Raw genomic sequence first — 14,410 nt, forward strand, 5'->3', positions numbered from 1 at the left:
TTATGGTCACAGACAAAAAAGAAGCCTTCAGGCGAAGGCTTCTTTCTTTGGTTGAATTTACATATAAATTTGATCAATGGCAATATTCCGGTCAGAGGACAGATCGATGAACCGGTCCTCCGTCTTTACGAGCGGACGGAAAAAATCCGCCGGATTGGTCATGATAATGGTGCCGGTTTCCCCCGAAGTCAGGGATACCCGCTTGCCGATAAAGTTCGGGAGCATATGGCTGATAAACGCCTGCGTTGCCCGGGCGCTCAGTTTCCCGAAGCTGAGGCTGTACAGTTCGCGAAGAACGGTCAACAGTTCCTGCTTCGTCTGATACACCCGGTTCGTGGTCATCGCACTGAATACATCTGCCACGGCAGTTATACGCGAGAAAGGATGTACTTCAAGCTCGCCAGATTGGTGAGGATAACCGCTTCCGTCGTCGCGTTCATGATGCTGCAGGGCGACCAGCGCGGGAATTTCGTCGTTGGTGGAGCTTCGAATGATATCGTATCCGTAAAGGGTGTGACGCTTCATTTCTTCAAATTCTTCAGATGTAAGCTTGCCGGGTTTGTACAACAGCTCGGCGGGTACGAGGCATTTGCCGATGTCGTGCAGAAAACCTGCCTTCCCGGCGGCGTAGGCCTCCTCGGGCGCATACCCGAGCCAGGTAGATATGTAGTAGGAAAGAATGCCGACCTGAACGGAATGTTGGTATGTATATTCGTCTTCCGGATTGATGGACAAGAGGAGGGAGACAACGTCTGTATGGGTGCTGAGCCGGTCCACCAGCGGCTCCATAATGTCATTGACGACTGTCGTATTGATCCGGCCTGCCGAAAGGGCTTCCAGATACAGCGACTCAAATCCGTCCACAGCTTGTCCAACCTGTTCATCCATCTTCGAAGCAGATTGGCTGGAAAAGAGCGGTTGTGCAGCGTTTGGGTCATCCGGGCGGGAGGGATCAACCTCCACATAAGCGATGCCATGCTGAATCAGCTTGCTGATCTCCTCAAGCTTCAGTTCCTTTCCTTTGTGGAGCACATGGAGCCCGATATCGTTAAACGTATCGGCCTGAAGCCGATCACCGGGCCTTAATTCCGTGACATGAACTCTCAAAACTGATGGTCACCTCATTGTTCAGATTGGAACCCATTGTATGAAATCTATCTTAGCAAGAAAAATATGGATTATCAATGAAGTATTCCTAGACCGAAGGGGGTAGTGTTGGGTCCCAAGGCCCCTTTTGATGCCCCTTCCATTCCGATCCGTCCTCCCAAATTTCCTTCTTCCAAATGGGCACGGACTGTTTGAGCTTTTCGATCGCGTACCGGCTCGCTTCGTAACAATCCCCCCGGTGTCCGGTCGATACTGCGATGATGACGCTGATCTCTTTCACATCGACCTTACCGATCCGGTGCGAAATCGCGCAGCGCGTACCCGGCCAGCGATCGGCGATTTCCCGGCCGATCCCTTCAAGCTGGGCCAGCGCCATCGGAATATACGCGTCGTATTCCAAGTGAACGGTACGCTGATCACCGGTCATTTCCCGGGTTGTCCCGACAAAAGACAACGTGGCGCCATGGTTGTCGTCAAGCACCTTGGACGTCACCTCATCAACGGACAGCGGCTGGCCGGTAATGCAGTATAAGCCGTCCGCTGACGCTTCCCGTACCGCCGCGCTGCCATCTCCGCCCGATACAGGCGGAATCAGGGCGACTTCATCGCCTTCCGTAATAAGCGCGTCACCTGGCGCATAATTCTGATTAACGGCAACAAAAGAAACGGAGATCTGCGCGGCAGCCTCCGGGTACAATTCGGTCAGCTTTTGTTTCAAGTCGTCGGCTGTAACGGATTCCTCTTCGACGGTAAAGGGCAAAACAGAGGTTTGCAGGCGTTCTGCGAGGCCGGCAAACAATCGAATATTAAGCTGCATTTCTTTCTCTCCTCAGGCGTGTTGTTCATGTCTCCAATATACCATATCCACCTTGAAAATGTTATGCTTATCCCTAGGAGCATTTGGGCCACAGAAGACAAGAACAGTGAAAGGGGAGGTCACCCAATCATGCTGCAGAACCAGGCAAAATCGATTACAATCCTGCATACGAATGATATACACAGCCACTTTGAAACGGTCAGTTCCATTGCAGCGCTGGCTGCCGCCGAACGCGCTCAGGCGGCGGAGAGTCCTCTTTTACTGGTGGATATAGGAGATCATATGGATCGGACGGCTGTCGAAACCGAGGGGACGATGGGCCAAACGAACATCGACATATTGAATTTAACGGGATATGAGGCTGTGACGATCGGCAACAATGAGGGGTTGACGTTTACTCCGGACGTGCTGGAGCGGCTCTATGCGGGCCTGCAGTCCCCGGTCATTTGCTGCAACATCCATGAGCAGCTTAGTTCGGCACCTCCTGCATGGATGAAGAAAAGCGTCATTCTGGACAAGGAGGGGATTCGGATCGGTCTGACGGCAGCTACGGCTCCGTTCGCTGACTTCTACAAGCTGCTCGGGTGGGATGCCCTGGAGCCGCTGCAGGCTTTGCAGGAGCAGGTGGAGGTGCTGCGTCCGAAGGCCGACATCGTGATCGTTCTATCCCATCTCGGGTTGTCTACCGATCGGCTTATGGCCGAACGTATTTCCGGCATTGACCTGATCCTCGGCGGCCATACCCATCACCTGCTGGAAGAACCGCTGCGGATCGGCAACACGGTGCTGTGTGCTGCAGGTAAGTACGGTCAATACGTCGGTAAGGTCGTCATGGCCAAGCAGGATGACGGCAGCTTCCGCGTGGTCGAGGGAGGGTGTCGGCCGATCGATACCGACCTTTTGGATGAAACGGTGTCCCGGGCCCTCGGAATTCACCGCGAGCGGGCCGAAGAAGCGCTCACAGAGACTGTCGCGGTTACGGACCGGCCGCTGCCCCTGACACATACGGGAGAGTCGCCGTTCGGTAATTTGCTGGCGCAGTCAGTCCGCCAGTTTACCGGCGCGGAGCTGTCGCTTGTCAACACGGGACAGCTGCTGGGCGATTTGCCGGAAGGGGAAATTACGGCAGGACTGCTCCATGAGCTCTGTCCATCCCCGATTAATCCTTGCATTGTCAGCCTCAAAGGGGAGCTTATCCGGCAAACCCTGGAAGAGAGCCTTCTTTCCGAATATTGGAGCAAGGAAATCCGGGGTTTCGGATTCCGTGGCAACGTGCTCGGCAATATTGCGGTGGACGGAATTGAAGTCTTGTACGATACAAGCCGCATCCCTTATGATAGGATTGTTCAAATTTCGCTTCAGGGGATTCCGCTGCAGGACGACCGGATGTACAGCGTTGGAACGTTGGACATGTTTACGTTTGGGACCGGATACGAGCAGATCTCGCGAGGGAAAGATCCGAAATATTTGCTCCCCGAGTTTTTGCGGGACCTGCTGAGACTTGAGCTCCAGCGGCCTGGAAGTCTGGATACCTGCGGCAAGAACCGCTGGATCGAGGTTGTTTAAGAAGGACCAGAGGAGGAAGAAATGGATACCATTACTGCAATAATCTTGGGGATTGTGGAGGGGGTTACGGAATTTATTCCGGTCTCTTCGACGGGGCACATGATATTGACGTCCAAGCTCTTGGGCTATGACGAGCAGGACCCCATTATGAAAACTTTTGAAATCGTCATTCAACTGGGGGCCATTCTGGCGATTGCCCTCGTCTATTGGAGACGGATTCTGGATCTGCTGGGCATCAAGCGGACCATGCCCGAATCCGGGAGCCTGCATTCCGGCAAGAAGCTGAATCTGCTGCATGTCATCATCGGGATTGCCCCCGCACTGATCGTGGCCTTTTTTGCCAGAGATTTTATCAAAAGCCTGTTCAGCGCAAACACTGTGATCTGGGCGCTGATCGTTGGCGGGATCTTCATGATTTTTGCCGAGTGGTTTAACAAATCCAAAGCCAGAATCACCGCCGAAACGATGGATGACCTGTCGTACAAGCAGGTGCTGATGATTGGGCTTTATCAAATTTTATCCGTCTTATGGCCGGGATTTTCGCGTTCGGGATCCACGATTTCCGGGGGTATGCTGAGCGGGGCAAGCTACAAGGCGTCGGCCGATTTCTCGTTTCTGATCGCTATTCCAATTATGTGTGCGGCTTCAGGCTACGAGATGCTGGATTCGTACAAGTATATGACTAAGGATACGATCGGCATGTTCGCCATCGGGTTTATCGTGGCTTTTGTCGTGGCCTATGTGGTTGTGCTCGCGTTTATGAAATTGATTCAAAAAATCCGTCTGACCCATTTCGCGATTTACCGGTTTGTGCTTGCCGCCGTGTTCTGGTTGTTTGTCATGCGCTGATATAAGGATACGAATTCGAAGGAAATCGAAGGACGAATCCGCAGTAGCGTAGATGAGCTCTACATAGGATGGCAGGGGAAACTAGGTAAACGGACCTTGGGAGGAAAAACAGGGCGGCCGTGATTTTAGGCAGGAGTGGATCGTGTTGCGTTTGGTACCCGTTCCGATGCTTCAGCAGGGAATGAAAATCGGCAAAAAGATATACAGCGACGAGGGAGTGGTTCTTCTCGCGGAAGGCGTGGAGCTCACCACCTCGCTGATCAGACGCCTGCAAAAGCTGGACATCGGTTATATTTATGTGGAAGATCACCTGACGGAAGGCATCGATATCCCCGAAATGCTCCGGGAGGAAACGAGGCGTCAGGCCCTCCAGAATATCCGCGTCAATTTTCAGCGGTTATCCGAAGCCTCCCCGATTACGGGAGGTTATCACCATCTCGGGAAGCAGTTCTCCAAGGTCATGGAGTCCATTCTTGAGGATGTCAGCTCCCAAGAAGATTGCATGATCATGTTGATGGACATGAACACCGCAGATCATTATTTATATAAGCATTCCTTAAATGTGTGCGTATATTCGCTTGTACTGGGGATTGCGGGTGGTTATACGCAGGACCAGCTGATGGTGCTGGGATTGGGTTCGCTGCTGCATGATATCGGGAAAACCCAAATTCCCCAAAAAGTGCTGTTCAAGCCGCAAAAGCTGGATGATGAGGAGTTCCGCCTCATGCAGGCGCATGCTCAAATCGGCTTTAAAATACTGAAAGACGAGCCGAATATTCCGCTCCTTGCCGCGCATTGTGCTTTTCAGCATCACGAAAGGCTTAACGGCTCAGGCTACCCGAGAGGGATCAAGGGTGACGATATTCACGAGTACGCTCAGTGGGTGGCACTTGCCGACTCCTACGATGCGATGACCTCGCACAGGGTATACCGGCCAGCCATGCTGCCGCATCAAGCGGCCGAAGTGCTGTACGGCGGGGCAGGTACCCTGTACGATCAGAAGAAGCTGGAGCTGTTCCGCGACAAGGTTGCGATCTATCCGCCCGGCTTGTCGGTCAAGCTGAGCACCGGGGAGACGGGAGTGGTGTCGAAAATTCATGCCCATATGCCCCATCGTCCCGTGGTCCGCATCTTGCAGGACCCGGAAGGAGTGCCGCTGCAGGCACCCCGAGAGGTGGACCTGTCCCAGTCGCTCTCCGTCATTATTGACGGCGTTCTCGGAGATTAGAAAGAGCAAAGCAGAATTACGATGTGTTGTAACCGGAAGACAGATCCATAAGCGAGCGGTATCAGGCGGTAACATGCGGTGAATCTCCATTCTCCCGCTGTCCGCGCGAACCGGCGGTTTATGGGTCTTTTTTCTTCTTGTCCCGGCATACCTATTCACACGGAGAGATTTTTCCCGCTTCATGGTATGATAGAGGGAATGACATCCTGAGACAACCGGACAGCCCGGGATGGTAAATAAAGGTTACGCAAAATCCGTGTTTTGGGTTAAATAAAGAAATAAGGTGAGTAAAATAATGAATACTGTAAATACCCGGGGATCACTGGCCCCCTTATCTCCGATCAATGATCCGTGGGATCCGATCGGATCCCTTCGTACATATGGCCGGCATGTGCTGACCAGTGTCGAAATGACGGTTACGCATTTGTGCAATATGCGCTGTGAGCATTGTGCGGTCGGCGATATGCTCGTGATGAAAGAGGCGGAGTTCCTTCCGCTGGATGTGATGCTGCGTCGTCTGGACGAGGTAGAGCATCTACAGACGATCAGCTTGACCGGAGGCGAGCCCTCCTTCCGGGAGAAGACGGTGAAAGAGGTGATCGTGCCTCTGCTCAAATATGCCCGTGACCGGGGAATCCGCACGCAGATCAACTCCAACCTGACGCTGGATATCAGCAGATATGAAGCGATGCTGCCCTATCTGGACGTCATGCACATTTCGTTTAACTATTTGAATGGGGACGATTTCCATGAGGTGGGCTTTGCGAACAGCAACCATCCCGTGCCGAAGGAAACCGCCTACCGCATGTATGACAAAATGATGGAAAACGCCCTGAAGCTGAGCGAAGCAGGCATGTTCATTTCCGCAGAGTCAATGATTAATTACCGGACGCATACAAAGCTTGCAGGTATTCACAAACTAATAGGGGAGATGGGCTGCCGTCGCCATGAAGTGCATCCGATGTATGCCTCCAATTTTGCCACGGAGCTTCCGATACTTTCTTTAGAGGAGACACGCAAGGCGATCCACCATTTGCTGGATGTTCGCGATCCGCAGATGTGGATGCTGTTCGGAACGTTACCGTTCTACGCCTGCAGTGATATTCATGAGGATCTGAAGCTGATCCGCAAGCTCGCCGATGCGCCGAACGTTACCGTGCGCAACGATCCCGACGGCCGGAACCGCGTCAATGTCAATTTGTTCTCGGGCGACGTTTACGTCACTGACTTTTCCGATATTCCGGCGTTCGGCAACATTCAAACCGGCCGCCTCGACGACATCTTTAATGCATGGCAAACCGGCCATCCGCTGAACAAGACGGTGAACTGCCACTGCGACGCTGCGGGCTGCTGCGGTCCGAACCTGCTCGTGAAGGACATGTATTATAAAAATACCGATTTTACCGTAAAAAAAGCGAACTTATTATAGAAATGGGGCGTTGTCATTGGACGGGGAGTTAGAAATAGGCAAACTGCTTTTAAACCTCTTTTTTGTTCTGCTGCTGGTATTTTTTAACGGCGTGTTTGTGGCCGCCGAATTTTCGCTTGTGAAAATGAGGCAGTCCCGGCTGACGCAGCTGGTCAGCGAAGGCAACCGGCTGGCTGGCTATGCGCTTAGAGTGAACAACAAACTGGACGCTTATTTGTCCGCTACCCAATTCGGCATTACGCTGGCATCCCTCGGTCTCGGCTGGATCGGGGAGCCGGCCATTTCGGAACTATTGGTAGAGCCTTTGATGTATAAAATGGGAATTACCGACAGAACGCTCATCGCCACCGTATCCGTGGTGCTCGGGTTCTGTGTCATTACGTTCTTACATATCGTGCTTGGGGAACTGGCCCCCAAGTCGCTTGCCATTCAGAAAACGGAAGGGGCCGCGCTGCTGCTGTCCGCGCCGCTGATGGCCTTTTATAAAATATTTTTTCCTTTCATTTGGCTGCTCAACGCTTCCGCCAACGGTTTACTTCGCTTGTTCGGCGTTCATCCGGCCAGCGAAGCAGAAGCTGCGCATTCTGAAGAGGAAATCCGCATATTAATGAATCAGAGCGCCAAAAGCGGAGTTATCGACAAGGACGAGATGAAGCTGATGGACAACATCTTCGAGTTCTCCGACCTGCTGGCGCGCGAAATTATGCTTCCACGGACGGATATGGACTGCCTGTACACGACCAATACGCTTGAAGAGAACCTGCAGATTATCAGTGATACGAAGCATTCGCGTTATCCTATCGCCGTGGAAGACAAGGACCAGATTATCGGATTTGTCCATATTACCGATTTTCTCCTGGCTGACGCCGAACATCAGAAGGAGCTGACAACGCTGGTCCGTCCGATTCTGAACGTGCCGGAGTCGATGGAAATCAGCCATGTGCTGCGCCTCATGCAGAAGAAGCATGCCCAGCTGACCTTGGTCGTCGACGAGTACGGCGGCACAGCCGGCATGCTGACGGCCGAAGAGATCCTTGAAGAAATCGTCGGGGAGCTGTATGACGAATTTGAGGACGAGCGTCCCGATGTCGAAATTCAGGAAGATGTCATATCGGTTGACGGGCGGATGCTGATCGAGGATGTTAACGATCTGACCGGCGTCATTATCGAGGATGACGAGGTCGATTCGATCGGCGGCTGGTTGTTCAAGGAGCTGGAAGGCAATCCGGTAAAAGGCAAAAAAGTCCAGGTGAGCAATTTCGTATTTGAGGTCGAGGAATCGACCAAAATCCGGATTACCCGGGTTAACATTCACCGCGTTGCCGATACGGAAGTCATCGACGAGGGGGAACAAGAAGGGACGGATAACGGGGATTAAGGAGTGAAGCATGACTGGCAAACAGCTGGTGTTCGTCGGGGTGGGACTGCTTCTGCTGTATTTGCTGTTTACGGCAGGCGCCCCATTTGTACTGGCAGCGCTCGTGGCCGTTTCGCTGGAGCCGATCAACCGGATGCTGATCGGGAAGCTGAAATGGAACCGTATCGCTGCCGCTTCGCTTACATGTACGTTGTTTATGCTTATGATTCTCCTTCTGGTGTACATGCTGGGTTTTCAGGTTTTCGCCCAGCTGCTGGAATACTGGAAGAATGCGCCGGCATACTTTGCGTCTGCCGACGATTTCGTGCAAACGACGCTGATCCAGGCGAGAGGGCTGTTTGACCGGTTTCAGCCGGAGCTGGCCGAGAGCCTGAGGGAAATGCTGACCAATCTGACGTCATACGCCGAGTCGCTCATCAACTCGTTGTCGTCAACCTTTTTATCTTTTGCCAAAGGCATCCCGGGCACGTTCGTGTTTTTGGTGGTTTTCTTTGTTGCCGTCTATCTGTTCAGCTTCGGACTGGAGACGATCAAGTCGGGGATTCTATCCCTGTTTGAGGAGGAAACCCAAGACCAGATCAACGAGGTGCTGCACAGCCTGAAAAGGTCGATCTTCGGCTTTATTCAGGCCCAGATGATTCTGAGCGCTTTTACCTATGTACTGACGCTCACGGGGCTGCTCATCCTCGACATTCATTATCCGCTAGCAATTGCTCTGCTGATCATGGTCGTCGATATTTTGCCGATTCTGGGGGTCGGCTCAGTGCTGATTCCCTGGGCGGTGTACCTGTTTATCGTGGGCGACTCTTATGCCGGCTTTGGGCTGACGCTGCTGTTTGGGGTCATTACGATCGCCCGCAGAGTGGTCGAGCCCAAAATCATCGGCGATTCGGTCGGCATCGGCGCGTTGTCTGCGCTGGTCAGCATGTATATCGGCTTTAAGCTGGTCGGCGTGATCGGCGTGTTTATCGGTCCGCTGGTAGTCATTATTTATTCGGCAGTCAGGAAAGCGGGACTGTTCCAGATCAAGATCCGATTTTAACGTTTATCCTCTATAAAAAAGGCTCGCGTTTTTAGCAAATGCTTCGACAGAAATTGCCAGAGCCGTTTGCACTGACCCCTTGGCGGTAAATAGACCGCAAATCGGGGGTCTTTTTGTTGTCCCATGAACTTTTTTGTTCAGATTCCGCGGATGGGTCATATGTTTAATTACGAAGAGTGTCTGGTTTTTCGCCGTCCCACGGGAAATCAGCGACTTTAGTATGGACAACAGAAGGAGGAACAAGTGGTGAACTCACAGGTACGTGTGTATAAGCCTTTCATTGGCCCGTTTGATCCGTGCCCGCCGCTGCCTTACAGAACGTACGTCGTTCCGCCCAACCAGTATATCGTGTTCCAGCCGCTGGACTGGCCGCAATTCAGTCTGGCAGAGGCGCTGAAACTGGGAACCCTTTGGCCGAACCTTTACAGCCCTTATGAATCCAAAAATAAAAGAGTGGAGGAGGTAGAAAGCGGTGGAGAATCAATCCAAACCGACGGTGGATCAGCGCTACTATGAGCTGCTTGAGAAGCTGCAAATGATTGATTTTGCCTTGGTCGAGCTAAATCTGTTCCTGGACACCCATCCGGATGATTTAAAAAGCATCGAGCAGTACAATCGGCTCGCCCAGGAGCGGATCCCGATCGTTCGGGAGTTCCAGGAATCTTATGGACCTCTGATGCATTTCGGCCATGCTTATTCGAAATTCCCGTTTGAATGGCCGCAGGCCCCTTGGCCTTGGCAGGTGTAACCGGTAAAAAGAATCAAAAGGAGGCGAACGTCCCACATGTGGATATATGAAAAGAAGCTGCAGTATCCGGTCAGGGTCAGCAAGTGTGATCCATTTATGGCCCGGTTGCTGCTGGAGCAGTACGGCGGTGCCGACGGGGAATTGGCCGCTGCCTTGAGATATTTGAATCAACGGTACACCATTCCGGATAAGGTCATCGGCATTCTCAACGACATCGGCACGGAAGAATTTGCTCATTTGGAAATGATTGCCACCATGGTTTATAAATTGACAAAAGACGCGACGCCGGATCAGCTGAAGGCAGCCGGACTCGCAGACCACTATGTCAATCATGACAAGGCCTTGTATTATCAAAATGCATCCGGCGTCCCATGGACGGCTTCGTACATTCAGGCCAAAGGCGACCCGATCGCCGATTTGTATGAGGACATCGCCGCAGAGGAAAAGGCCAGGGCTACATACCAGTGGCTCATTGACATGACCGATGACGTCGATTTGCAGGATGGGCTGAAGTTTTTGCGGGAACGGGAAATCATCCACTCGGTCCGGTTCCGGGAGGCTGTGGAAATCATTAAAGACGACCGGGGTAAGAAACGGTTCTTCTAAAAAAACGCGGTTTTTGAATCGAGCGAAGTTTACAAGGCTTGGCACTTCCCTTATCATTGGCATGTAATCGGGTGATACTGTGTATTACGCACTAAAAGCAGGCAATGAAAGGGAAGATAACCGATGGACAAAGAGAAGACATTGAACAGGCCGCAGGCGATATTGTTCGACATGGACGGAACGCTGTTCAAGACGGAATCGCTGCTGCTGCCGGCCCACCAGCGATTGTTCGACATGCTGCGGGAGGAGGGGCTGTATACCGCACCGACGCCCCCTGCGGAACGGATGATGGGCAGTCTCGGGATGCTGCTTGAAGATATTTGGAAAGTGGTGATGCCGGACGGCAGCGAACGCGCTCATGCGCGAGCGGGCGAGCTCCTGCTCCAGCTGGAATTGGAAGGACTCAAGGCAGGGAATACCGAGCTGTACCCTGGGGTGAAAGAGAAACGCTGGCCCGGCTGAAGGAGCAGGGGGTACGTCTGTATGTCGCTAGCAACGGACTGGAGCATTACGTTAAGGGCATTGCGGAAGCCCATGGCATCCTGGAATTTTTTGATGGACTGTACAGTGCCGGGGAGCACGGCACCAAATCGAAGGTGCATCTGGTGGAATTGCTGCTTCAGCACGAGGGCGTGGGAGCGGCCTGGATGGTGGGCGACCGCTCATCGGATGTGGAAGCCGGCCTAAAGAACGGCCTCGCTGTCATCGGGTGCCAATACGCCGGGTTTGGAACCCCGGGAGAACTGGCAGGATCCGACGTTCTCATCAGCTCGTTCGACGAACTTCCGGGGCTGTATGCCGCATCGGTGTAAATCGGTGATGGAACCGCCTTTGAAGGGAATCATAGCTGCATAAAAAAACAAACCGCCTTATGGCTGCGGTTTGTTTTCTTTTGTGTCGGCGGTTTCCGTGCTCTGCCTGTAAACCCAGAGAGCGTACTCCAGCGGCCGCGTAATGGCCGTCCGATACAGATCCGGCTCACCGATCTGGGAGAATACTTCCCTCGCGGGCTTGGGGTTCACTTCGAGCAGGTAAATCCGGCCTTTCCGGTTGATGGCGAGATCGAGCGCCAGCTCGCACAGCGGCCCGTATTGTTGCTGCAGGTAGTCGGCGATGTCAACGCCCATTTTGCCTGCCGTCGAGATGACCTGCTGCCGCTGCTCCTCGTCGGTGATCCAAGAGGACAGCAATTGCAGAGCGGGCACGGCTCTTCCGCCACCGTGCAGGTTGGAGGTGACGCTTCGAGGAGCTCCCACCCGGCCGGCAATGCCGGTCAGCTGCCAATGCCCCTCCTTGTTTTTTTGCACCAGCAAGCGGTAGTCGTGGACTCGACCGTCTGGAAGCTCCACCGCGATGCCCTCCTGGATCAAATAGCGGTCCTTCATGTTCCAGCCGCTCAGGATGGCGCCGAGCCGGGAAGCGTGAATTTTTTGCGGAGAGATGATTTTCCGCTGCTGGTTCCGCCCCTGAATGTAGTATTGGGAAGGGGTCTTCAATTTTTCAATCCTTAAAATACCGCGCCCGCCGGTTCCATTGATCGGTTTTAAAAACACGACAGGCCTGTTTTTCAGCATTTGGTGGACGTCCGTCTGCCCATGATACAGGCGCGTGTCCGGCAGAAACTTCCGGAATTCCGCCTTTTTGGACAGCACTTCGTGAATGGTCCATTTGTTGCGAAGCGGTTTGTTCAGAAAGAGCAGCTTGCTGTATCGGCTCCGGAACTGCAGAAGCTGGTTGAACCGGGGACTCTTCTGGATGCGGCACCGGTCATAGATCATGTCGGGAAAGCTCCGCCACCGCCGGGTCCACTTCTTTTGCTTCGCGTCGAATTCCATCGCAAAGATTTTTCTCTTGCTGTCGTTGACGTCCATCGGGGTAAACACAAATACGTCAAGTCCCAGCTTGCCGCCTTCAACGATCATTTTCTGATAGATCGGTTTTTCCTCCAAATGCTTATGCTCGTTGAGATACAGCGTCAAAATGCCTAACACGGGTAGCGGCACAGGGGATCACCTTCTTGGGTCAGATTAATGGATGCGCCTTCCGGATTCCCGCACGTTCCCTCCATAACCAGGGCAGGCTGTCCGGCAGCCCCCTGGTTGATGGCAACGGCGTGAAGCCCGGCGCGGAAGCACATTTTAACAAAAGGAAGCCGGCTCAGAAGAGCCTCGCATCGCATGGTGCCTAACTGCTGCAGCTGTGATGCTAAAAGGTTGGTGCCGACCCTTCTGCCGCGGTAAAGCGGATGGACGACGACGAGACAGCCCCCAGTCCCGTAACCCGATACAAAGCTGACGCCAGCCAGACGCTCGCCGTCCTCGCACCGGACAGTTGCGGCCATCAGCGAGGTTCCTGGCGCAGCGAGCTGTTCCGCAGACAATCGGGCAAGAAGAATGAACTCTGCGCCCGCAGCCTGATTTCCGCCGTGTTCAAACACAAATTTAAGCACCTTGGCGTGCCGGCGCAGCCAATCCTCACGGGGAGCCGGGGTTATAGTTACGATCTGCACCTGTCAATCACTTCCCTTGCAATTACATTTTAGATTGATTGGAGAGATACTCGCTGTATTGGAAAATTCGCTTGAGAGACCGCTTCCGGATATGCGGTTCATCGAATTTCATCGGTTTGGCGTTCGCTTCGAAGAACCAGACGTTTCCTCCCTCGTCAACTCCGAGGTCCATCGACATCTCTCCATGATCGTAGCCGGAAGCCTTCTCGATCTGGCGGGCGGCGATCATGGCCGTCGTTCGGACACGGTTCATAATCACGGCCGACATTTCGGATCCGAACACATCGGATAAGAGCTTGCTGGGATCCTCAATCGTGCCGCCTCTGGGCACATGGGTCGTAATGCTCTTCGAACCGGCCATTCTCGCCCCGATGCCGGTGACGCCCCATTGGCCTTTGTTGTTTTTTTGCAGCAGCGCTCTCAGGTCAAAGTGCCGGTTGTTGACGGAAGCAAGCTCGATGCCCTGCTGAATAATGTAGCGCGCGCTGCCGGTTTCGCTTTTGATCCGTGCCCACAGGCGGTAGAGGTTCCGCGTTTTGTAGGTGGTGCTGGACCGGTGGTGCTGAACTTTGAGCCGGTAGGGAAGCAGTTTGTCCTTCTGGTATTTCAGCATCATGATACCCTTTCCGGCTTTTCCGCTTTCCGGCTTGAGGTAGAGGCAGGGATAACGCTCAAGCATTCTCTGCAGCGTGCTCACGCTGGTGAAGCGTTTGGTTACCGGTACAAGATGCTCCGTGGATTTGGAGATTCTGAGCCACTCGAACAGATGCCATTTGTTAAAAAAGTGCGGGTTGAACAGCGAAATGGAAGGATGCTTCATGCAATCCTTGATTTTCCGGCGCACAGCGGGCCGGAGTTCGTCTTCGCGCTGCGGAATCCGGTTATAGATGACCTGGGGCAGCGGAAAATACTGCTGTTCCCAGGTCTCCTCGTCATTCAGCGTAAATCCCTTGATCCGATCCTCCGTCAACTTCAGATCCCTGGCCGTCACCACATAGACAGGGAAACCCATTTTCTGTCCCGTCTTGACAATGTCTTCAAAATTCGCTTGATTACCCCGAAAATAACCGTGGGAATCCGACATGGTCAGGATGGCCACGACGGGCTTGTTGTCGTCATTGCTTCGGATGT

14 protein-coding genes and 1 pseudogene are annotated in these 14,410 nt (G+C 53.3%); 10 read left to right on the forward strand and 5 right to left on the reverse strand.

Features of this window, described 5'->3' with window-relative positions:
• Window positions 1–57: 57 nt before the first annotated feature.
• Both CJP46_RS11235 and moaD read right to left on the reverse strand, forming a co-directional pair.
• Window positions 58–1,107, reverse strand: coding sequence for an HD-GYP domain-containing protein (locus CJP46_RS11235; protein WP_094595682.1), 1,050 nt, complete (start codon window positions 1,105–1,107; stop codon window positions 58–60).
• An 88-nt stretch (window positions 1,108–1,195) separates the two neighbouring features.
• Window positions 1,196–1,924, reverse strand: coding sequence for a molybdopterin converting factor subunit 1 (gene moaD / locus CJP46_RS11240; RefSeq protein WP_094595683.1), 729 nt, complete (start codon window positions 1,922–1,924; stop codon window positions 1,196–1,198).
• 129 nt (window positions 1,925–2,053) lie between these two features.
• Between moaD and CJP46_RS11245 the strand changes: the two genes are divergently transcribed.
• From CJP46_RS11245 to CJP46_RS11290, 10 genes and pseudogenes are all read left to right on the forward strand, one after another.
• Entirely contained in the window at window positions 2,054–3,490 is a 1,437-nt protein-coding gene (locus CJP46_RS11245) for a bifunctional metallophosphatase/5'-nucleotidase (protein WP_179281128.1), read from the forward strand.
• A 21-nt stretch (window positions 3,491–3,511) separates the two neighbouring features.
• Entirely contained in the window at window positions 3,512–4,339 is an 828-nt protein-coding gene (locus CJP46_RS11250) for an undecaprenyl-diphosphate phosphatase (RefSeq protein WP_094595684.1), read from the forward strand.
• A 145-nt stretch (window positions 4,340–4,484) separates the two neighbouring features.
• Complete coding sequence (locus CJP46_RS11255; RefSeq protein WP_094595685.1) at window positions 4,485–5,567, forward strand: HD-GYP domain-containing protein; 1,083 nt, start codon at window positions 4,485–4,487, stop codon at window positions 5,565–5,567.
• Between the two features lie 295 nt (window positions 5,568–5,862).
• Window positions 5,863–6,996, forward strand: a complete 1,134-nt coding sequence (gene yfkAB, locus CJP46_RS11260) for a radical SAM/CxCxxxxC motif protein YfkAB (RefSeq protein WP_094595686.1) — start codon at window positions 5,863–5,865, stop codon at window positions 6,994–6,996.
• 16 nt (window positions 6,997–7,012) lie between these two features.
• The gene (locus CJP46_RS11265; protein WP_094595687.1) at window positions 7,013–8,374 is read left to right on the forward strand and encodes a hemolysin family protein; all 1,362 of its coding nucleotides are present in this window, start codon (window positions 7,013–7,015) and stop codon (window positions 8,372–8,374) included.
• A gap of 10 nt (window positions 8,375–8,384) precedes the next feature.
• Window positions 8,385–9,416, forward strand: coding sequence for a sporulation integral membrane protein YtvI (ytvI, locus tag CJP46_RS11270; protein WP_094595688.1), 1,032 nt, complete (start codon window positions 8,385–8,387; stop codon window positions 9,414–9,416).
• Between the two features lie 246 nt (window positions 9,417–9,662).
• On the forward strand, window positions 9,663–9,932 hold the full coding sequence (locus CJP46_RS11275; protein WP_094595689.1) for a spore coat associated protein CotJA: 270 nt from the start codon (window positions 9,663–9,665) through the stop codon (window positions 9,930–9,932).
• Window positions 9,889–10,164 carry a spore coat protein CotJB gene (locus CJP46_RS11280; protein WP_256992299.1) on the forward strand — a complete coding sequence of 92 codons (276 nt, stop codon included), beginning with the start codon at window positions 9,889–9,891 and terminating at the stop codon, window positions 10,162–10,164. The genes CJP46_RS11275 and CJP46_RS11280 overlap by 44 nt, the downstream gene beginning before the upstream one ends.
• Before the next feature lie 36 nt (window positions 10,165–10,200).
• Entirely contained in the window at window positions 10,201–10,770 is a 570-nt protein-coding gene (locus tag CJP46_RS11285; protein ID WP_094595690.1) for a manganese catalase family protein, read from the forward strand.
• Window positions 10,771–10,893: 123 nt separating this feature from the next.
• Window positions 10,894–11,582 (forward strand): annotated as a pseudogene (locus CJP46_RS11290) (HAD family hydrolase).
• A 57-nt stretch (window positions 11,583–11,639) separates the two neighbouring features.
• Here CJP46_RS11290 and CJP46_RS11295 read toward each other — a convergent pair.
• The 3 genes from CJP46_RS11295 to CJP46_RS11305 are packed head-to-tail and all read right to left on the reverse strand — an operon-like array spanning window position 11,640 to window position 14,408.
• Complete coding sequence (locus tag CJP46_RS11295) at window positions 11,640–12,773, reverse strand: YheC/YheD family endospore coat-associated protein (protein ID WP_094595691.1); 1,134 nt, start codon at window positions 12,771–12,773, stop codon at window positions 11,640–11,642.
• The gene (locus tag CJP46_RS11300) at window positions 12,755–13,279 is read right to left on the reverse strand and encodes a hypothetical protein (protein WP_094595692.1); all 525 of its coding nucleotides are present in this window, start codon (window positions 13,277–13,279) and stop codon (window positions 12,755–12,757) included. The genes CJP46_RS11295 and CJP46_RS11300 overlap by 19 nt, the downstream gene beginning before the upstream one ends.
• Window positions 13,280–13,301: 22 nt before the next feature.
• On the reverse strand, window positions 13,302–14,408 hold the full coding sequence (locus CJP46_RS11305; RefSeq protein WP_094596143.1) for a YheC/YheD family endospore coat-associated protein: 1,107 nt from the start codon (window positions 14,406–14,408) through the stop codon (window positions 13,302–13,304).
• Window positions 14,409–14,410: the final 2 nt, after the last annotated feature.

This window comes from Paenibacillus sp. XY044 (assembly GCF_002257645.1).
Classification (GTDB): Bacteria; Bacillota; Bacilli; order Paenibacillales; family Paenibacillaceae; genus Paenibacillus_AQ.